Genomic DNA, 20,298 nt, shown 5'->3' with positions numbered 1-20,298 from the left:
CCGGGCATCATGACGCCCGCCGAATCGGTTCGGCGGCTGCCGATTCCGCTGTTTCGCGGCTGCTGATCACGATGCCTCGATCGGCGTGAAATCTCTCGAACACAGGTATGGGCAGTGATGCGGATTCGGAGTTGCTGGTGTATCCGGACGGGTCGTGGAACCGGACGACTCCGTCGTGGACCGCATGGATCAATACGAGATGACCCCCTCGCAGCGGATTCTTGGTGGCCGGGTCGCGAATCTCGGGTGATACCGAAGCGATCATGACCCGCCCGGGACCGATCCGGCGGGCGGACACCTCGATCGTGGTGCGCTCGACCAATTCGCAGCGAAACCCGAACTGCGCATCTATCCACGCCATGAAGGGCCGGTAGAACAGTCCGTGGACCTTGCCGGAGGGCTCGACTGTGTAGCAGCCCCGATCGAGAGCAAGCGTCAGTAGTGCGCCCATCGACAGCCGGGTGTCGGTCCAGCCGTGTAGCAACGACTGTAGACACGCCAAGCCGCAGAGCTTCCGGGACCAGAACAGGTATTCGGCACGCGAACTGTACCCGTCGGAGCGCCAGTCGTACCGGGAGTCGATATCTCGCAGGACCGCTTCCACGGTCGAGGGATCGGTTCGCCGCACCACGACGTGGTCGTTACGCTGCCTACTTCCCCACTGTGAGAAGTAGGGCAGGCCGTCATTCATTACAGCACCGGCTCTCTGTGTCGTGCGGGCCCTGCGGGAATGGGGGCAGCGTGCAGCGATCGATTGTTCGATGTGATCGGAAAATCGAAGTAGGTGTCCGGATATGGTTCGCTGTCGAGGGTGTAATGCCACCATTCGCGATCGTATGAGCGGAAACCGCTGCTTTCCATGATCCAACGAAGCTGACGACGGTTTCTCGCCGCATCGCGGCTTATTCCCACCGCTCCGTGATGCGATATCACGTCCATCAGATCGTGGCCGCCGCCCATATGTGCCAATGCGCCCGTAGGCAAGTGATAGAGCGTGAGGTCGACGGTACTGCCTCGGCTGTGCGCGGATTCGACGGCGACGTATCCCTTGCCGATCAGCTCGGATCGGGTGATATTCGGGTAGTGACGTGGTTTGGTTCGGCCGTCCTCCGCCTGTCTCGACCAATGGAGGAAGCTGTCCACGGCTCGTCGCGGTCGATACCCATCCCACAGAAGTAGGCCGAAGTCGAGTTCGACGGCTTGCGCTTGCGCCCGCGTCAGTGCTTCGCACAGGGCCTTGGTGCCGACGATGCGATTCGCCAGATATCCGGTCACCGGTTTGCCGGTGAAGTTGTCCCAGGTGGCGTACTTGGCGTCCCAGCGAATGCCGGGCACCAGTTCGTCCACGAATACGAAATCGGCATTCATCATCGGCCCTCGTGCAGTGTCATCGACACGAGCCGGTCGATCAGGTCGGGCAGCGGAAGGCCCGCGGCGGCCATCATCCTGGGGTAGCGGCTGTAGGAGGTCATACCGGGGAAGGTGTTGACCTCGTTGAGGACGACCCGCCCGTCCTCGGTGAGGAACATGTCCACCCGGGCAAGGCCTCGGCAGCCCAGCGCGCGGTAGATGGTCTCGGCGGTCTGCCGGACGCGTCGGCGCAGATCGTCGGAGATGTCGGCGGGGACAATGAACGTCGAGTTCTCGGAACCGGTTTCCGGTGAGCTCTCCTGGTGGATCCTGAAGAAACCGTGCGAGAGGGCGACCCGGTCCACTTCGCCGATTACCAGGTCCGGTCCATCCCCGAGGATCGCGCAACCGACCTCATGGCCCGGCACCGCCTCCTCGATCATGACCTTCGAGTCGTACCGGCGGGCCGCCGCCAGCGCGGCGGCCAACTCGTCCTTCCCGGCGACCTTGCTGACGCCGAACGAGGAACCCGAACGAGCCGGCTTCACGAAGACCGGATACGTGAGCTGTTCGGCATCGACGTCCCCGCTCGCCGCGACCACGAGGAAGTTCGGCGTGGCGATTCCCGCGCTGCGGGCCACGAGGTAAGCGAGGGACTTGTCCATGCACAACGCGGAGGCGGCGACACCACAACCGACATAGGGAAGTCCGGACAGCTCCAGCAAGCCCTGGATCGCACCGTCTTCGCCGAGCTTTCCGTGGAGCACCGGGAGAGCCATGTCCAGGCGGACGGTTTCGTAGCCCGCGCGCCTCCGGACGAGCAATCCATGGACGCTTCGATCCGGTGCCAAGACGGCGGGACGGCCACCATTGTTCTCCCAATCCGCGTCCGGCCCGTCACAGAGCATCCATGCACCGGATCTCGTAATTCCTATCCAGTACGGCTCGTACCTGCCGGTATCGAGGTTGTTCGCGATTTCGTTCGCCGATTTGACGGATACCGGATGCTCCTCGGACGATCCGCCGAAGATGACGCCGATCTTCACTCTATTCATGTGCTGCGGTATCCATTTCGAAGTTCACGAGATCGATGAGGCTGTTCTCGACGATGTCCGCCAGGGCGTGATCTGTGTAATACGCGATATGCGGACTGATCAGCACATTGGGGAGTCTTTGCAGACGCAGCAGGGCGGCATTGTCGATGTGTTCGTTTCGGCAGTCGGCGTAGAAGATCCCTTCCTCTCCTTCGAGGACATCCAGGGCCGCACCGCCCAGCCTTCCGCTTTCCAACGCCGACAGCAGACCGCTGGTGTCGATCAGCGAACCGCGCCCGGTATTGACGACAAATGCTCCATATTTCATCCGGTCGATCCGTTGCCGATCGAGAAGATGATGTGTGGTCGTGGATAGGGGCGTATGGAGCGTCACGATGTCACTGTTCACCAGTAACTCGTCGAGCCCGGCACGACCGACGTGGACGGTGGGGCGAATATCGTAGGTCAGTACGCGGCAGCCGAAGCCGCGCAGCCGATCGATGACCGCCCTGCCGATGCGCCCGGTACCGACCACTCCGACGGTCAAGTCGCGCAGTTCTCTACCTCGGGTGTCGCTCGGCCGATAGTCGTGAAGTGCGGAGCGACGGAGTACCGATTTCACGCCGCGCACCAGCATGAGCATCGACATCACGGTGAAGTCGGCGACGCTGTCGGGTGAGTAGGTCACGGTGCCCACGGAAATACCGACGCGGTGGGCGTATTCGACATCGATGTGGTCGTACCCGACACTTCGGGTGGAGATGTACTGCACGCCTGCTCGGCTCAGAGCGGCAAGCGTCGCGTTCGTCACCCGAGTCCTGTGGCCGACACTGACAGCTCGGTTTCCGAGCGCCAGATCAACGGTGTCTTCGGCGACCGGCGCCGCAGTGAGCGTCGGCAGTACGCCGAAACGAGGGGCCAGCTGTCGGAACAGGACGGCCTCGTCCGCGCCGCACCCGTAGATCGTGGCTCGTACCGATGGTCCGGCCGTCGCCGGTGGCCGGGAGCGTGAGATCGCTGGTTCGCTGGAGCTCATGCCTCTCAGTCAAGCCAGCGCGACGTTGCCCGCGCGTATCGAATTTTCGATATGCCCGCGATATGGCCCGAGCCGCTCGGTTCCTGCCCGGACTTCGATGTGCCGCACAGGGTTACACCCGTGCGTCGGCCGGGAGCGAGTCAGGGGGTGGCGGCTGCGAGGGCCTTGATTACCTCGGCGGCTACGACGGCGTGGCCCGAGATGTTGAAGTGGATGTTGTCGGCGGACATGACGGTGGGGCGGTGGCCGACCGGGTGCCACCACAGGTCGATCAGAATGGCGTCGTGGCGGGTGGCTACGCGGCGGATCACCTGGTTGAGCAGGTCGAGGCGTTCGTGGAACGGGCGGAGCTGGGGGATGTGCTCGGGGACGGCGTCGGCGATGGTCATGGTGGCGAGGCGGGCGCCGATTGCTTTGCCGGCGGCGAAGATTCGGTCCAGGTTCGCTTCGGCGGCGTCGTAGTCGGGGGTGTCGGTCCACAGGTCGTTGCCGCCGCAGGCGACGTAGAGCAGGTCCGGATCGAAGGCCAGGGCTGTTTCCAGTTGCTCGTCGAGCACCTGGCGGGTGGTGGCGTTGATGCGACCGGTGTTGAGGAACTCGACTTCGCCCACGGCCGCGCGCAGGACCTGGATCACCCTTGGGGCCCAGTACATTTCGCGGTAGCCGGGGCTGGGGTCGCCCGCGCCGTGCGCGGTGCTGTCGCCGACGAGTGCGATGCGGCGCCACGGTGCGGCGCGGAGCAGATCGACGGCCACCTCGTCCGAAATGCAGTCGGGGTCGGTGGCCTCGGTGTAAGCCTGCTCCGGGGCCGCGCCGAGGTCGCGGTCCGCGGCCGCGGTGGTGGACCCGCTTGCCTCCGTCATGGGCTTCTCCTTGGTCGCTGAGGTGGGCTTTCATCAACCGCACGAACGTGCGTGCTCTGTACGCTACCGGGCGCGTGGGCTGAGGGTCAAGGTACCCGTGGTTGCCGGGCCTGACCCGCCGATAGGGGCGTGGATAGGGGTTTACCTGCTCGGTCGATGAACGGCAGGCTCGGAGGGCGTCGGCGAACGGTCGTGCGGTAAATGCTGCCGAGAGGTGCCTTCGCATCGGGACTCCAGGAGGAGCAGTGAAGGATCTGAAGGAACGGACGGTGCTCCTGACCGGGGCGTCGGGCGGTATCGGGAAGCGCGTGGCACGCCGGCTGGCCGCGCAGGGCGCGCGCGTCGCCCTGGTGGGACGGCAGGCCGACGTACTCGGTGCGCTGGCGGAGGAATTGCGCGAGAGCGGCGCCAAGGCCGAGCCGATTCTCGGCGATCTGGCCGATGCGGCCGGTCTCGACGATCTGGTCGACCGGGCGGAGCGCGCGCTGGGTCCGATCGACGTGCTGATCAACAACGCGGGCGTCGAGCTGGCCGCGGCGTTCACGAAATACGAACCGGCCGAGTTGAATTGGATTGTCCAGGTCAACCTGATGGCGCCGATGCTGCTCACCCGGCGCGTGCTGCCGGGCATGGTCGAGCGGGGCGGCGGGCATGTGCTGTTCGTGTCGACCGGCGCCGCCAAGGTGGCGCCCGCGTTTCAGGCGCCCTACGCCGCGACGAAGGCCGGGCTGGTCTCGCTGGCCCAATCACTGCGCGCCGAGTACCACGGCACGCCGATCGGATTCTCCGTCGTGTTGCCCGGTTTCGTGAAGGGCGATGGCATGTACCAGGTCTGGGTCGACCAGGGGGTGCGGGCCAGCGCGCTGCTCGGCTCCACCACCGTGGACCGGATCGCGGGGAAGATCGTCGGGGCGGTGCGGCGCAACAAGTCCGAGGTGCTGGATATGGGTATGCCGGTGCGGTCGATGTTCGCGACGACGCAGCTGTCGCCGGCTTTCGCCGACCGGATGGCCCGGCGGATGTCGCCGGTGTTCCGTAAGCAGGCATCCGTACGAGACCGGCTGTAGCACAGCATGTTCCGCCGTGGGCCCGGACCTCGCAGTCTCGGGCCCGCGGCGGGGGTGATGGTCAGCGGCAGGGCGAGCCCTGGAAGGCGCCGATGTCGATCGCGTCGGCCAGTGCCCGGTGACCCTGCGGGTTGGGGTGCACCAGCGTGGGTGAGACCAGATCGGGGCGCTGCGCGGCGGGATCGTCGGGGTCGCGCAGTACGGCGTCGAAGTCGATGACGGTGTCGGACAGCTGCTGGCTACGGATCCAGTCGTTGACCCGCTGCCGGACCGGTTCGGCGTTCGGGGCGAGGCCACCGGCGATGAACGAACGCACCGACGGCGGAATCGTCGCCAGGTGCACCCGGAGTCCGGCCGCATGCAGCCGGCCGATCAATTCGGCGTAGGCCGCCGCCAGCTGTTCGGGATTCTGCGTCGGCGGAAATGCGAGATCGTTGGTGCCCGAGGCGATTATCACATCGGAAATTCCGGCGGTCTCGATGACGTCGTGCTGCAATCTGGCGGAGGCGCCCGGGCCCGTTTGCGGGATTGTCTGATTCCGCACCACGCGATTGCCCCAGATACTCGAATTCAACACGGTCAGTGGAATTCCGGCGGCATCCAGGCGGTGTTGCAGGAAATCCGTATACCGGAGGTTGCGGTCGACGAGGGAAGCATCCTGCGGCCCCTCGAAATATGTCGCCCCCGCATATCCGGTGCTGATGGAATCGCCCATGGCCACGACGCTCGAGCGGTCCGGCGCGGCAAGCACATCGATGCCTCCGGCGAACAGCACGCTGGTGGTGCGCAGGCTCAGCGCCGCGCCGGTGGGGTCGGCGGCGTGGTCGCCGGAGCCGGGCGGGCCGTAGTAGCTGGTGGACAGGCCGACGATGTTCTCCGTGGCCGGGGCCGACAGACCGGGCACGTACACACTGATCGCCAGCGGCTCGAAGGCGGCGAACGACAGCGGGACCGGGTCGCTGACCAGCTCGGCGCCGGGTGCCACGGTCGCCGACACCTGCCCGCCGAAGGTCACCGGGCGCAGTGACGCGGGGTCGACCGCGGCGCCCTCGGCCTGCTTGGCGACGGTGACGGTGCCGAAGGTGATCGGCAGCGGGCCGAGCCGGTTGGTCAGATGCAGGCGCAGTGTCGCCCCGCCCAGGTGCGGGGTGACGACCATCCGGTAGGTCTGGTCGAACAGCGACACGGTCGGGGTCAGGGCCATATCCGATACCGGCGTGGCGTCCGATGCGGCCATCAGCCAGCTGCCCACCCAGCGTGGGCTCGCGCAGTCGGCGGCCGGCGGATCGGCGAGGGCGGGGGTGGTTGCGGCGGTGACACCGAATGCCAGCGTGAGCGCCGAGACCACGCTGCGGACATTGCTGGAAACGGCACGGCGGCGCGGATTTCCGAGGCGATTCATGAAGCGACCTAACTGTGTTCTCCGGCATTGCGGAACACGAATGACGTTGTGCCGGAGTATAAGCAGACCTCTGCGCCGGTGTCCGCCCCGGTATGCGGGGATAGGGGCAGGCTAGGGGTTACCGCCGATCGCGGTCGCGGCAACTATGGAAGACGTTCGCGGCCGGACAATTTCGTAACCGGCCGCGGTGGCGATCTTTGCCGGAATTCGGGAGACGGGTATGGCGACAGAAGAAGAACTCCGCACCTATCTCAAGCGGGCGGCCATCGACTTGCACAGGACCCGGCAGCGGCTGCAGGAATTGGAGTCGCGGGCGAGCGAACCGATCGCGATCGTCGGGATGGCGTGCCGCTATCCCGGCGGCGTGGCGTCGCCGGAAGACCTGTGGGACATGGTGTCCGGGGGGCGGGACGTGATTTCGGGCTTTCCCGGCGACCGCGGCTGGGATATGGACGGATTGTACGATCCGGACCCCGATCACGAGGGCACCTCCTATGCTCGCGAGGGCGGGTTCCTCCAGGGCGCAGCGGATTTCGACGCCGCGTTCTTCGGCATCAGCCCCAAGGAGGCGCTCACGATGGAGCCCCAGCAGCGGCAGCTGCTGGAGGTGTCGTGGGAGGCGCTGGAACGATCGGGCATTGATCCGACGGCCTTGCGGGGCACCCGGACCGGGGTGTTCGCCGGCATCATCGAGGTGCAGTACGGCCCGAGTATCGCCGAGGATCGCAGCGGTCTGGCCGGGTTGATGATGACCGGCCGGACCAGCAGCGTCGCGTCGGGGCGGGTGGCCTACGTGCTGGGCCTCGAGGGCCCGGCGGTGTCGATCGATACGGCCTGTTCCTCGTCGCTGGTGGCGCTGCACGACGCGGCCCGCTCGCTGCGCTCCGGTGAGTGCTCGCTGGCGCTGGCCGGCGGGGTGACGGTGATGCCGACGCCCGAGGCGTTCATCGCGTTCTCCCGGCAGCGGGTGATCTCCCCGGACGGCCGCGCCAAGGCATTCGCCGCGTCGGCCAACGGCACCGCGTGGTCGGAAGGCGCGGGAATGCTTGTGCTGGAACGGCTCTCGGACGCGCAGCGCAACGGCCGCCGGGTGCTGGCGGTGCTGCGGTCCTCCGCGGTGAACTCCGACGGCGCCTCCAACGGGCTGACCGCACCGAACGGGCCGTCGCAGCGGCGGGTGATCGAGGCGGCGCTGGCCGGCGCCCGGCTCGGCGCCGCCGACGTGGACGTGGTCGAGGCGCACGGGACCGGCACCTCGCTGGGCGACCCGATCGAGGCGCAGGCGCTGCTGGCCACCTACGGGCAGAATCGGCAGTCGCCGCTGTGGCTCGGCTCCATCAAGTCGAACATGGGGCACACCAGTGCGGCCGCGGGCGTCGCGGGCGTGATCAAGATGGTGATGGCGATGCGGCACGCGTCCGTGCCGCCCACGCTGCATGTCGACGAGCCATCGCCACACGTGGATTGGACGGCCGGGGCGGTGCGGCTGGCGACCGAGGCGCAGCCCTGGCCGCGCAACGGGCGTCCGCGCCGGGCGGCGGTGTCGGCGTTCGGAATCAGCGGCACCAACGCGCACGTCATTCTGGAGGAGGCCGAACAGGTCGATCCGGCGGCGGGGGAGGAGACCGAACCCGTTGTGCCGCCGATGATTCCGTGGGTGGTCAGCGGTGGCACCGAGAGTGCGCTGGTCGCGCAGGCGGCCCGCCTGGCGGCCTGCGTCGCCGAACATCCCCGCCACACTGCCGTCGACGTGGCACACACGCTGGCCACCGGCCGGGCCCGGCTGGCGCATCGCGCGGTGCTGCTCGGCGCGGACCGGGCCGAGTTGCTCGGCGCGCTCGACGCGCTCGCCGCCGACCGGACCGCGCCGAATGTGATTCGCGGGCAGTCCGTTCCGGGTGCGAAGACGGCCCTGCTGTTCCCCGGGCAGGGTGCCCAGCGGGTCGGTATGGGCCGGACCCTGTACGACCGGTTCCCGGTGTACGCCGCGGCGTTCGACGAGGCGTGCGCGCAGTTCGACAAGCGGTTCGATCCGCCGCTGCGCACGGTGGTGTTCGCGGAACCGGAGACGCCGACCGCGGAGCTGCTGAGCCAGACCTCCTACACCCAGGCCGCGCTGTTCTGTGTCGAGGTCGCGGTGTTCCGGCTGCTCGAATCCTATGGTGTGCGGCCCGATCTGCTCATGGGGCACTCGATCGGCGAGGTGACCGCGGCCTACCTGGCTGGGGTCTGGTCGCTCGCCGACGCCGCGAAACTGGTGGCGGCCCGCGGCTTGTTGATGCAGGCCCTGCCGGAGGGCGGCGCCATGCTGTCGGTGCCGACGGGCGAGGAGGTGGTCGCGCCGTTGCTGGCCGGCCACGCGGACCGGATCGCCGTTGCCGCGGTCAACGGGCCCGCGACGGTGGTGGTGTCCGGCGATGAGGACCTGATCGACGAGGTCGCCGCGGCGTTGGGCAAGGACGGATACAACACGCGGCGGCTGCGGGTGAGTCACGCTTTCCACTCGCCGCGCATGGACCCGATTCTCGGCGATTTCGCCGGTGTGTGCGCGGGCTTGACCTATCACCCGCCGACCGTCCCGATCGTGTCCAATGTGACCGGGGAACTGGCCGATCCCGCGGAGCTGTGCAGCCCGGAGTACTGGGTGCGGCACGTGCGGGAACCGGTCCGGTATCTGGCCGGGACGCGAGCGGCGCGGCGGCACGGGGCCACGGTGTTCCTGGAGACCGGGCCCGGCACGACGCTGACCGCCCTCACCCGCGACGGACTGGACGAGGACGAGATCGACGAGGTGACCGCCGTTCCCGTGCTCGATCCGAAGCGTGACGAGGTCGAATCGCTGCACGCCGCGCTGGGCGCCGCCTTCGTCTCCGGCACCGCGGTGGACTGGGCGGCGGCGCTGAGGGGTACCGGAGCCCGGACGGTGGAGTTGCCGACGTATGCCTTCCAGCACCGGCGGTTCTGGCTCGACAAGCCCACCGGCGCGGGAGATCTGGGCGCGGCCGGGCTCGGGGCGGCCGACCACCCGCTGCTGGCCGCGGCGGTGCCGCTCGCGGACGGCGGCGGCGTGATGCTGACCGGCCGGTTGTCGGTGGCGGCGCAGCCGTGGCTGGCCGATCACGTCGTGGCCGGGAACGTGCTGGTGCCCGGTACGGGGTTCGTCGAGATCGCCTTGTACGCAGGGGAACTGGTGGGTGCGCCACGCGTCGGTGAGCTGGTGTTGCAGGCGCCGCTGGTGCTGGCCGAATCCGGTGGCGCCGACGTTCAGGTGATCGTCGGCGCGGACGAGGCGGGAGATCGGAGCATCGCCGTGTACTCGCGCCCGCACGGCAGCGACGAGCCCGCGTGGACGTGTCATGCCACGGGGACGTTGGGCGCGGCCGAAACGATCTCGGACAGTGGCGAATTCGCGGTGTGGCCGCCGAGCGGGACGACCGCGGTGGAGGTTTCGGAGGTGTACGAGACGCTCGCCGACGGCGGCTACGGGTACGGTCCGGCCTTCCGCGGCCTGACGGCGATGTGGCGGCGCGGCGAGGAACTCTTCGCGGAGGTCGAGCTGCCCGAGCCGCTGCGCGCGGACGCGGCCGGATTCGGCATCCACCCGGCACTGCTCGACGCCGCGCTGCACGCCATGGCGGTCGCCGCGATCACCGACGGCGCCGAGACGGTGAAGCTGCCCTTCGCGTGGGAGGGCGTTTCGCTGGCGGCGGTCGGCGCGACGGCACTGCGCGTCCGGCTGGCCCCGGAGGGCGCCGATCGCTTGTCGATCACGGCCGCCGATCCCCGCGGGGCGCTCGTCGCCGCCGTATCCGCGCTCTCGGTACGGGCCCTGTCTGCCGACCAGCTCACCTCCACATCCATCACCTCCGACCTGTACGCGCTCAACTGGGTCGCCATGCCGCACACCGGAGCTTCCGGCATCTGGGAAACCATCGAAGTGTCCGGCGCCCAGAGCTTTACGGCCGAGCGCTGCGCCCGGGGCAGTGCCGACGACGCGATCGTCGTGCGCTGTCTCCCGGCGCGCGAACGGACAGGGGTGCCGACAGCCGGCGGTGCCGCGAACGTCGGCCGTACGAGTGCCGGCGGGAGCACCGGTGGTGCGGAAGACCCTGCGGCGCAGGCTTTGGCGACGGTGAACCGGGTGCTGGCCGAGGTCCGGGCGCTGTGGGCGGATCAGCGGTTCGCCGCGGCGACGGTGGTGGTGGTGACCAGTGGCGCGGTGTCGGTCGAGGGCGGCGAGGAGGTCGGCGATCTCGCGGCCGCGCCGGTGTGGGGGCTGTTGCGCAGTGCGCAGGCGGAGTATCCGGAACGGGTCGTGCTGGTCGATGTGGACGACCCCGATGCGTATCGGGCGGCCGCCGAGGCTGCGCTGGCGCTCGAAGCGGAACCGCAGGTGGCGATGCGGCGCGGGACCGCGCACGTGCCGCGACTGGGCCGGGCCGGCGCCGACACGGTGGGCGGCGCGGAGCTGATCGGCCGTAGCCCGTGGCGGCTGGGCGCGCTCGGGAAGGGCACGCTCAACGGCGACAATATCGTGCTGCGTGCCGATGAGAACGCCACGGCCGCACTGCGATCCGGCGAGGTGCGGGTGCGGCTGCGTGCCACCGGCATGAACTTCCGCGACGTGCTGATCGTGCTCGGCATGTATCCCGACCCGGACGCGCCGATCGGCGGCGAGGGCGCGGGCGTGATCGTGGACGTGGCCCCGGACGTGACCGAGTTCGCGCCCGGCGACCGGGTGATGGGCCTGTTCGCGGGCATCGGCGACACCGTGGTGTCGGACCGCTCGATGGTGGTGCCGATGCCGGAGGGCTGGACGTTCGCGCAGGCCGCGGCCGTACCCGCGGTGTTCGCCACCGCCTACTACGCGCTGGTGGATCTGGCCGAGGTGGCCGCGGGCGAGACCCTGCTGGTGCACGCGGCCACCGGCGGTGTCGGCATGGCCGCCGTGCAGCTGGCCCGCCATCTCGGGCTGGAGGTGTACGCGACGGCGAGCCTGCCGAAATGGGACACCCTGCGCGCCATGGGATTCGACGCCGGTCACATCGCGAACTCCCGCACCCTGGAGTTCGAGCGGCAATTCCTGACGGCCACCGGCGGCCGCGGGATGGACGTCGTGCTCGACTCGCTGGCCGGTGAGTTCGTGGATGCCTCGCTGCGGCTGCTGCCGCGCGGGGGGCGTTTCGTGGAGATGGGCCAGACGGATGTGCGCGATCCCGGCGAGGTGGCCCAGACGCATCCCGGCGTGCGGTACCGCGGCTTCGTGCTGATGGAGGCGGGACCGCAGCGGCTGCACGACATCCTGGTGGAACTGCTGAAGTTGTTCGAATCCGGTGTGCTGCGGCCGCTTCCGGTGACGCCGTGGGACCTGCGTTGCGCACCGGAGGCTTTCCGGTACCTGAGCCAGGCCCGGCACGTCGGCAAGAACGTGCTCACCGTCCCCACGGCACTGAACCCCGAAGGCACCGTCCTGATCACCGGCGGCACCGGCGTGCTGGGCGCCGCGGCGGCCAGGCACCTGGTCACCACGCACGGTGCGCGCCATCTGCTGCTGTTGAGCCGCAGTGGTCGAACCGCTTCCGGTGCGGAGCAACTGGCGGCCGAGCTCAGCGAACTGGGTGCGCACGTGGAGATCACGGCCTGTGACGCCGCCGATGCCGACGCGTTGCGCGCAGTGGTCGCCGCCGTCCCGGCCGGGCACCCGCTCACGGCCGTCGTGCACGCGGCGGGCCTGATCGACGACGGCCTGTTCGCGGAGCTGACCCCCGACCGGGTCGCCACCGTGTTCCGCGCCAAGGCGCAGGCGGCGTGGAACCTGCACGCGGCCACCGCGTCCCAGGAGCTGGCGGCGTTCGTGCTGTACTCCTCGGTCGCCGGTGTGTTGGGCGGTCCCGGGCAGGCCAACTACGCCGCCGCGAACGTCTTCCTCGACGCGCTGGCCGCGCACCGGCACCGCCTCGGGCTGCCCGCGTCGTCGCTGGCGTGGGGCATCTGGGAGCAGGCCAGCGGCATCACCGGTCATCTCGGCGAGCAGGACTTCGCCCGGATGCGCCGCGACGGCCTGCTGCCCATCCCGACCCCCGAGGGCCTGGCGATGCTCGACAGGGCGCTGGTGCTGGGCCAATCGCTCACCGTGGCAGCGCGTTTGGACGCGCCGACCATCCGCGCCGCGGGCGCCCAGGCGCCGGAGGCGCTGCCGCCGGCCCTGCGCGGGCTGCTGCGCGGCACCCGGCGGACCGCCGAGTCCGACGCCGCGGGCGAGTCGTCGAAACTGGCGACGGCACTGGCCGGGCGCGCCCGCGCCGATCAGGAGGCGCTGGTACTCACCACGATTCGCTCCCATGCCGCCGCCGTGCTCGGGCACGAGTCACCGGAGGCGATCGGCGCGGAGCAGGCCTTCACCGACCTCGGGTTCGATTCCCTCGGAGCGGTCGAATTCCGCAACCGCCTGAAGTCGGCGACGGGGCTGAAGCTCACCACCACCGTGGTGTTCGACTACCCGACGCCGCTGGCGCTGGCCCGTCACATCCGCGACGAGCTCGTGCCCACCGAGGATCCCGCCGCCGCCATCCGCGCACAGATCCAGACGCTCAGCGACACCTGCGGCAGCGCCGAACTGGACCCGAACGCGGTGGCCGACATCGCCGCCCGGCTCGACGATCTGCTGCGGCACCTGCGCGGCGGCGCACTCGACGACATCCTCGACGACCTCGACGCCGCCGATGACGACGAGTTGTTCGAGTTCATCGACCAGCCCGCCACTCCCACCAACTGAACGGAGATCACCGATGGCTCTTCGGATTCCACTGCTGCTGGCGGCGGCGCTGACGACCGCCGCGGCGCTCGCCCCGGCCGTCGCGGCCGACGAGATCGTGCGGCCCGATCGCGTCCCGGCCGCCGACCGGCAGTGCGACGCGGGCCAGCGCGCCGCATCCCTGGCCGCCGACCAGCGGCGGGTGCTCGATCGGCTGGGCTCGCTGCGCGTACTGAACGGCCCGCAGGACGTGGTGGCGCTGGCCGCACTGGGCGGCTGGGGCCCGGACTCGCACGGCTGGGTGCAGTATCGCGGGGTCGGGGTGGGCCTGCTGAATCTGCCGCGCTCGCTGGACATCATCGCCAAGCAGATCGACGGCGTCACCGCCGGGACGATCACCCGCGACGCGGTGACCAGCGGGCAGCCGACCGGACTGTTCTACCGCTCGCTGAATCCGGCTGCGGTGCACGACGATCCGTACACGCCGTCGTTCCCCTACGAGCTGGTGGGCTGGTTCTACGGCGCGGTCTACACCCCGGGCCTGACGCCGATCGAGCACGGGCTGTGCGTCTATCCGACCGACTGGGGATTCCACGAGCGCGGCGTGCACGCCTTCCCGACCTTCGATATGGTGACCCAGCCGCCGGCCGAGGACTGGGTGGGGCAGGAGCCGGGCAGCATCCCCGCGGCGCTGCCGAACCCGCCCGGCCTGGTGCATCCGCGGGCCTGGGACCTGCATGTGTGGCTGGTGCCCGGCAGCGACACCCCGATCACGGGGGCGGTGAACACCGCGCAGGTCGTCGTCGGCCACGACGGCGGCATCCCCGGCTCGTTCCCGTACCCGGGCGGACCGACCTCGGTGGGCCCCGATCTGCCCGAGCACCATGGCCATCATTGACCGCGGCGGGGACATGGACACCACCGTGCTGATCGTGGGCGCCGGCGGCTGCGGTCTGACGGCGTCGATCTTCCTGTCCGAGTTGGGCATCGACCATCTGCTGGTGGAGCAGCGCCCGGACACGGCGCGTCTGCCCAAGGCGCACTACCTCAATCACCGGACCATGGAGATCTTCCGGCAGTACGGCCTGGCCGAGGAACTCGAGACGGTCGGCGCGCCGCTGGAGAAGTTCGGCGCGGTGTGCTGGCAGACCACGCTGGCAGGGAAGGGGCCCTTCGACGGCCGGGTGATCTACGAGATGGACGCCTTCGGCGGCGGGGAACTGCGGGAGAGCTGGTCGGCGGCGAGCCCGGTGGCCGCGACCAACGTGCCGCAGATCCGTTCGGAACCGTTGCTGCGCACAGCGGCCGAGCAGCGCGCGCCCGGGCGCGTCCGGTACGGCTGCGAACTGGTGGAGTGGGCCGAGCGCGACGACCGGATCGTCGCGACCGTGCGCGACGCGGACGGCGCGCGGCACACCGTCACCGCCGAGTACCTGATCGCCGGTGACGGCGGCCGGACGCTGGGTCCGTCGCTGGGTGTGCGGTTCGACGGCTGGCCGCGGTTCCATCACGTCACCACCGTGCACTTCACCGCCGACCTGTCCCGCTGGCAGCGCGACGGCGCGCTGCTGACCTACTTCGTCAACCCCAAGCGTCCGGAGTTGTCCGGGGCCACGCTCGTCGAAATGGGGCCCACCTGGGGCAGATTCAGCGAGGAGTGGGGGCTGCACTTCACCACCGGACCCGACGATCCGGCGCGCTCGCAGCGCGACGCGGTGCTGGCGCGCATCCGCGACACCCTCGGCATCCCGGATCTGCGGGTGCGGCTGCACAAGGTCAGCAACTGGACGGTCGACGCCGTCAACGCCCAGCGTTACCGGCACGGCCGGGTCTTCCTGGCCGGTGACGCCGCGCACAAGCTGCCGCCGGCGGCCGGGCTCGGCCTCAACACCGCCATCCAGGACGCGCACAACCTGGCCTGGAAGATCGCCGCGGTGCGGCGCGGGCACGCCGGTCCGGGCCTGCTGGACACCTACGACACCGAGCGCCGCCCGATCGGCCGCCGCAACCTGGACTGGGCGGTGGGCATCATCGCCAACTCGGAACTGATGAGCGAGGCCGCGCTGGGCCTGGGACCCCATGTGCCGCAGTGGATGCGGCCGACGTTCTTCAACACCTACTTCGAGGACTCCGCGCGCGGCCGCACCGCCCGCGCCCGCGCCGCGGAGGTGCTGCGCACCCATCGGATCGATTGCCAGGCTATCGACATCGAGATCGGCGCCGCCTACGAGGACGGTGCGCTGGTGCCCGACGGCACGGTCGCGCCGGAGCCGGAACCCATGGGGGACAAGCACGTTCCGTCCACGCGGCCGGGACGTCGGCTGCCGCACGCCTGGGTCGAGCACGACGGGGCGCGCCGCTCCACCCTGGACCTGGTGTGCGCGGGGGAGTTCACGCTCGTGGCCGGTCCCGCCGGAGGGGCATGGGCCGCGGCGGCGCGTGCGGTGCGGGAGCGGGCGGGTCTGCCGTTGCGGGTGGCGCAACCGGATTCCGAAAACTGGGCGCGGGTGCGGGAGATCAAGGCCGATGGCGCGCTGCTCGTGCGCCCGGACCAGCACGTGGCGTGGCGCAGCCCCGGCGCGAGCACCGACCCCGGCGCCGAACTGAGCGCAGCAATGAACCGAATCACGTTCCGCTGAAACGAAAATGGAGTGATCATGGCCGAAACCACGACCTACGACACGATTGTCATCGGCGGCGGTCCCGCCGGTTGCGCGTACGCGCTGACCATGCTGCGGCGCGGGTACCGGGTGCTGCTGCTGGAGAAGGTGCGGTTCCCGCGCTTCCACATCGGCGAGTCGTTCCTGCCCTACACCGTGGAGATCCTGGACCAGCTCGGGCTGCTGGACGCCGTCATGGCCAAGCCGTACGCGTTCAAACCCGGGGTGGAGCTGACCGGGATCGCCGGTAACGCCCGCCGCATCGACTTCGGCGAGATCGGGGACGGCCGCCGCACCTGGGCCATCCAGGTCGAGCGCGCCGAGTTCGACAAGACGCTGCTCGACGAGACCGCCAAGGCCGGCGTCACCGTGCTCGAGGAGGCGGCCGTCATCGACGTGGACGTGGCCGCCGACGGCCGGGTCACCGGCGTCACCTACACCTACGACGGCGAAACCCACCACGCCACAGCGCCTTACCTCGCCGACGCGTCGGGCCGGGCCGGGGTGATCGCCAAGAAGCTCGGGCTGCGGGTGCACGACAGCCGGTTGAAGATGGCCGCGGTGTTCAAGCACTACGGCAATCTCGACGAGAGCCAGAACCCCGGCGTGGAGGGCGACACCCAGCTGGGCATCCACCAGGACGGCTGGATGTGGGCGATCCCGTTGCGCGCCGACGCCATCAGCGTCGGCGCCGTCGCGCCCATGTCCATCCTGCAGTCCGACCGGCCCGAGGCGGTGTTCGACGAGCATCTGGCTCGCGTGCCGCGGATCCAGCAGCGGCTGCGCGGCGCGACCGTGCTGCGGGAACTCAAGGGCGAACGGAACTTCGAGTACCACTCCGAAAGACTCTGCGGCCCCGGCTATTTCCTGGTCGGCGACGCGGGCAGCTTCACCGACCCGGTGTTCTCCGGCGGCGTGCTGCTGGCCCTGGCGACCGGCCGCAAGGCGGGCGAGCTGGCGGCGGATCGGTTGGCGGGCAACGTCTCCGACGACGACGCCACCACGAGCTACGAATCGTTCTTCAAGACCGCCTACGGCACCTACTACCGCCTGATCTGCGCCGTCTACGACAACCGGCAGCCGGTCATGGGGCAGGTCATCCTGGACATGGCCGCCGACCTGGACCCGAAATGGCATGTGCGGCTGGTCAGTGGCGACTTCTGGACCCAGGAGAGCCCGCTGGTGAACCGGCTGCGGGCGGAGCCGGACTGGTCGCTGTTCGCGCCGTTCGACCTGTACCCCGATTGCCCGATCTATCCGCGCACCGCGGACTCCAGGACCGTGGTCCCGGCCTGACCACCGAACCCCGCGCGCGTCCGCGACCACGGTCGCGGACGCGGTGAAAGGTGTTGACCCATGCCGTCGTTTCTCGAGCTGACGCTGCACTTCTTTCTGCAGATGGCGGTGATCCTCGCGGCCTACCGGCTGCTGTGGCCGGTGCTGAGACGGCTCGGGCAGATGCAGGTGGTCGCCATCATGGCCGCCGGATTCCTGCTCGGGCCCTCGGTGCTGGGCGCGATCTGGCCCAGCGGGCAGCGGTGGCTGTTCCCCGCGACCCTCGCGGTCGGCGGGCAGACGATTCCGCATCCGTCGCTGACGATGATCTACGTGGTGGGGCAACTGGGTCTGGTGCTCTACATGTTCTCGGTCGGGTCGTCGTTCCGGACCGGGATTCTCACCGACCACTTCCGGGTGGCGGGCGCCACCGCGACGGCCGGGCTCACGGTGCCGCTGCTGTTCGGCGCCGTCACCGGGTACGTGCTGTTCCAGCACGGCGACTTCTTCACGGGGAAGGTGGCGGCGTGGCAGGCCGCACTGTTCCTCGCGGCGGCCGTGGGTATCACCGCGTTTCCGGTGCTGGCGTGGATCATTCACGACTCCGGGCTGCACGACACGCGGGTCGGCACCATGACGCTGGCGTGCGCGGCGTTCGACGACGCCTGGTCGTGGATCCTGCTGGCGGTCGTGGTCGCCAGTGCCCAGGGCAATATGAACAGTGCCGTGCTGGCCTTCGTCGGTGGCGGAGCGTTCGTGTTGTTCATGCTGACCGTCGGGCGGCGGCTGCTGCGGGTGCTGAACGGCTGGGCCGAGCAGGAGATGCGCGCCGATCCCGCGGGCGGGCTGCCGCTCGGGCCGTTCACGGTGGTGCTGCTGGTCGTGCTCGTGTGCGCCTGGTTCACCGACTGGACGGGCATCTACTCGGTGTTCGGGGCGTTCCTCGCCGGGGTGGTGATGCCGCGCGGGCAGTGGCTGGACCGGGTGCGGGAGCGGACCGAGCCGCTGGTGGCGTATCTGCTGCTGCCCGCGTTCTTCGTGTACGCCGGGCTCAATACCAAGTTGAGCCTGCTGCTGCATCCGGTGGCGATCGTGGCGGCCGCGGCGGTGCTGGTGGTGTCGTTCGCGGGGAAGTTCGGCGCGGTGTCGCTGGCCTCGCGGTGGCAGGGACTGAGCTGGCGGGAGGCGGGTGCGATGGGCGCGCTGGCCAACGCGCGCGGACTGATGGAGCTGGTGCTCATCAACATCGGCCTCACCCAGGGACTCATCACCCCGACGCTGTTCACCATCCTGGCGATCATGACCATCGTGACGACGTTCGTCGCGGGCCCGCTGTTCCGGATGTTCGAACGCAATGCCTGGAAGAACGGGTTGGTCTTCGGCGCGGGCGGCGAGACCGCCGCGGTCCGGGTGGCGGTGTGAGTCAGCTCACGCTAGGTTGAATCCGCTTGGCACCCAACCGAAGAGAGTCCCCATGTGGAGCATCGCCGTCATCGCCGTGATCAGCGCCGCCCTGATCGCCGCCGCCTTCGTCGCCTCGTTCCCCGACTGAGCCCACCCGATCAGGCGGCGCGCGGAATCTCCAGATACGCCCCTTGGCAGAGCAGTTCGCGTTGCACGAGCGCCGCGCTCGTCCCCGCCCCGGCCGCGTGCAGGGCCGCGCCGATCCCCGCCGCGTGGCCCGTGGCGAAGGCGGTGCCCATGACACGCAGGGAGGCGCCGGCGTAGCGGTCGGCGTCGACCGTGCGCCCGGCGGCGAAGAGGTTCGCGGTGTCGATGCTGCGGACCACGCCGAAGGGAATGTCGTAATGGGCGTCGCCGGAGATGAACTGCCACTGCGGAACTACGCCCGGGCCGGGGTGGTACTCGATCGGCCAGGCGCCCATCGCGACCACCTCCTCGTGGCGGGCGGCCCCGAGCACCTCGTCGGTGCTGAGCCGGTAGTGCCCGAGCAGATGGCGTGATTCGCGGGTGCCGATCTCCGGGCCGGTCGTGACGATGTGCGCGTCCGCGCAACCGGGGAGGGTGCGCAGCACGGCGAGGTACTCCTGGGCCTGGGCGCGAGCGTGTGTCTGGGCGCGGGTGAGCTCGCGCGCATCGCGGGCGTCGTAGCCCTCGTCCACCACATAGGTGACGATGTCGCCCGAGATCGGCAGGCGCGCAACCAGTCCGCGCTCGGCCAGCACGTGTGCGCCACGCAGTTTGGCGGCGGCGACGGCGGTGGCGAGCGTTTCGCGGGTGACCTCGGCCGCGCGCGGAATGCCGCCGAACCGCACACCCAGCGTGCCGTTCTGGACCAGACCGCCGTTGCCGTACCGGACCGCGGCGCCGCCGAAGTTCGCCAGGTCCGCCTCGCCGGTGGCGTCGACGTACGCGGCGGCCCGGATCGTGTGCAGGCCTTGATGATCGGCGAGGTGGACCGCGCCGATCACCTCACCGTGGCGGTCGGCGCCGACGAGCTGGCTGTCGAGCCGGACGTCTACTCCGGCGTCGTGGCAGATCCGGTCGAGGACGAGTTTCACCGACTCGGGGTCGAATACCACGGCGACAGAGGTGAATCGGGTCGGTGCGGAGACCGCGCCGAGGCGGCGCAGCCCGCGCAGCACCTCCTCGGCGACGCCGAACACCACCTGGCGCGGTGGGTCGGCGCGGGTGTAGATCCCGCAGTAGGTCAGTACGTTGCGGAGCGTCGCGGCGCCGCCCAGGCACGGGCCGCGCTCGATCAGCAGGGTCCGCGCCCCGGTGCGGGCGGCGCCGACGGCGGCCGCCACGCCCGCCGAGCCGCCCCCCGCCACCACCACGTCGTACCGGTCCGTGCTCGTCATCGCAAAACCCCGTCCCCGCTGTGGAATCGGCC

General features: G+C 69.7%; 13 protein-coding genes. 6 read left to right on the top strand and 7 right to left on the bottom strand.

Going from position 1 to position 20,298, the window contains the following annotated elements:
- Positions 1–7: 7 nt before the first annotated feature.
- From NWFMUON74_RS22505 to NWFMUON74_RS22485, 5 genes are all read right to left on the bottom strand, one after another.
- Positions 8–691: a hypothetical protein gene (locus NWFMUON74_RS22505; RefSeq protein WP_187683810.1), complete on the bottom strand. Its 684-nt coding sequence runs from the start codon at positions 689–691 to the stop codon at positions 8–10.
- Positions 691–1,368, bottom strand: a complete 678-nt coding sequence (vanX, locus tag NWFMUON74_RS22500; RefSeq protein WP_187689343.1) for a D-Ala-D-Ala dipeptidase VanX — start codon at positions 1,366–1,368, stop codon at positions 691–693. The genes NWFMUON74_RS22505 and vanX overlap by 1 nt, the downstream gene beginning before the upstream one ends.
- Complete coding sequence (gene vanA / locus NWFMUON74_RS22495) at positions 1,368–2,405, bottom strand: D-alanine--(R)-lactate ligase (protein WP_187683809.1); 1,038 nt, start codon at positions 2,403–2,405, stop codon at positions 1,368–1,370. The genes vanX and vanA overlap by 1 nt, the downstream gene beginning before the upstream one ends.
- Complete coding sequence (locus tag NWFMUON74_RS22490; RefSeq protein WP_187683808.1) at positions 2,398–3,420, bottom strand: D-isomer specific 2-hydroxyacid dehydrogenase family protein; 1,023 nt, start codon at positions 3,418–3,420, stop codon at positions 2,398–2,400. The genes vanA and NWFMUON74_RS22490 overlap by 8 nt, the downstream gene beginning before the upstream one ends.
- Before the next feature lie 140 nt (positions 3,421–3,560).
- Positions 3,561–4,283 (bottom strand): SGNH/GDSL hydrolase family protein, encoded by a 723-nt coding sequence (locus tag NWFMUON74_RS22485; RefSeq protein WP_187683807.1) that lies wholly within the window; start codon positions 4,281–4,283, stop codon positions 3,561–3,563.
- Positions 4,284–4,528: 245 nt separating this feature from the next.
- Here NWFMUON74_RS22485 and NWFMUON74_RS22480 point away from each other — a divergent pair, with 245 nt between their 5' ends.
- On the top strand, positions 4,529–5,350 hold the full coding sequence (locus NWFMUON74_RS22480; protein ID WP_187683806.1) for an SDR family NAD(P)-dependent oxidoreductase: 822 nt from the start codon (positions 4,529–4,531) through the stop codon (positions 5,348–5,350).
- Between the two features lie 61 nt (positions 5,351–5,411).
- Here the strand turns inward: NWFMUON74_RS22480 and NWFMUON74_RS22475 are convergent, their stop codons facing one another.
- Complete coding sequence (locus NWFMUON74_RS22475) at positions 5,412–6,752, bottom strand: GDSL-type esterase/lipase family protein (protein WP_187683805.1); 1,341 nt, start codon at positions 6,750–6,752, stop codon at positions 5,412–5,414.
- Between the two features lie 220 nt (positions 6,753–6,972).
- Between NWFMUON74_RS22475 and NWFMUON74_RS22470 the strand changes: the two genes are divergently transcribed.
- The 5 genes from NWFMUON74_RS22470 to NWFMUON74_RS22450 are packed head-to-tail and all read left to right on the top strand — an operon-like array spanning position 6,973 to position 18,863.
- Entirely contained in the window at positions 6,973–13,527 is a 6,555-nt protein-coding gene (locus NWFMUON74_RS22470) for a type I polyketide synthase (protein WP_187683804.1), read from the top strand.
- Between the two features lie 13 nt (positions 13,528–13,540).
- Positions 13,541–14,404, top strand: a complete 864-nt coding sequence (locus NWFMUON74_RS22465; protein ID WP_187683803.1) for a hypothetical protein — start codon at positions 13,541–13,543, stop codon at positions 14,402–14,404.
- On the top strand, positions 14,391–16,145 hold the full coding sequence (locus NWFMUON74_RS22460) for an FAD-dependent monooxygenase (protein WP_232110515.1): 1,755 nt from the start codon (positions 14,391–14,393) through the stop codon (positions 16,143–16,145). Before NWFMUON74_RS22465 ends, NWFMUON74_RS22460 begins: the two co-directional genes overlap by 14 nt.
- Positions 16,146–16,163: 18 nt before the next feature.
- Positions 16,164–17,462 (top strand): NAD(P)/FAD-dependent oxidoreductase, encoded by a 1,299-nt coding sequence (locus tag NWFMUON74_RS22455; protein WP_187683802.1) that lies wholly within the window; start codon positions 16,164–16,166, stop codon positions 17,460–17,462.
- Between the two features lie 60 nt (positions 17,463–17,522).
- The gene (locus NWFMUON74_RS22450) at positions 17,523–18,863 is read left to right on the top strand and encodes a cation:proton antiporter (protein ID WP_187683801.1); all 1,341 of its coding nucleotides are present in this window, start codon (positions 17,523–17,525) and stop codon (positions 18,861–18,863) included.
- Positions 18,864–19,003: 140 nt separating this feature from the next.
- Here the strand turns inward: NWFMUON74_RS22450 and NWFMUON74_RS22445 are convergent, their stop codons facing one another.
- Positions 19,004–20,266, bottom strand: a complete 1,263-nt coding sequence (locus tag NWFMUON74_RS22445; protein WP_187683800.1) for an FAD-dependent oxidoreductase — start codon at positions 20,264–20,266, stop codon at positions 19,004–19,006.
- Between the last annotated feature and the right edge of the window lie 32 nt (positions 20,267–20,298).

Source organism: Nocardia wallacei (assembly GCF_014466955.1).
GTDB lineage: Bacteria > Actinomycetota > Actinomycetes > Mycobacteriales > Mycobacteriaceae > Nocardia > Nocardia wallacei.
This window is presented reverse-complemented; position numbering and strand designations above follow the sequence as displayed.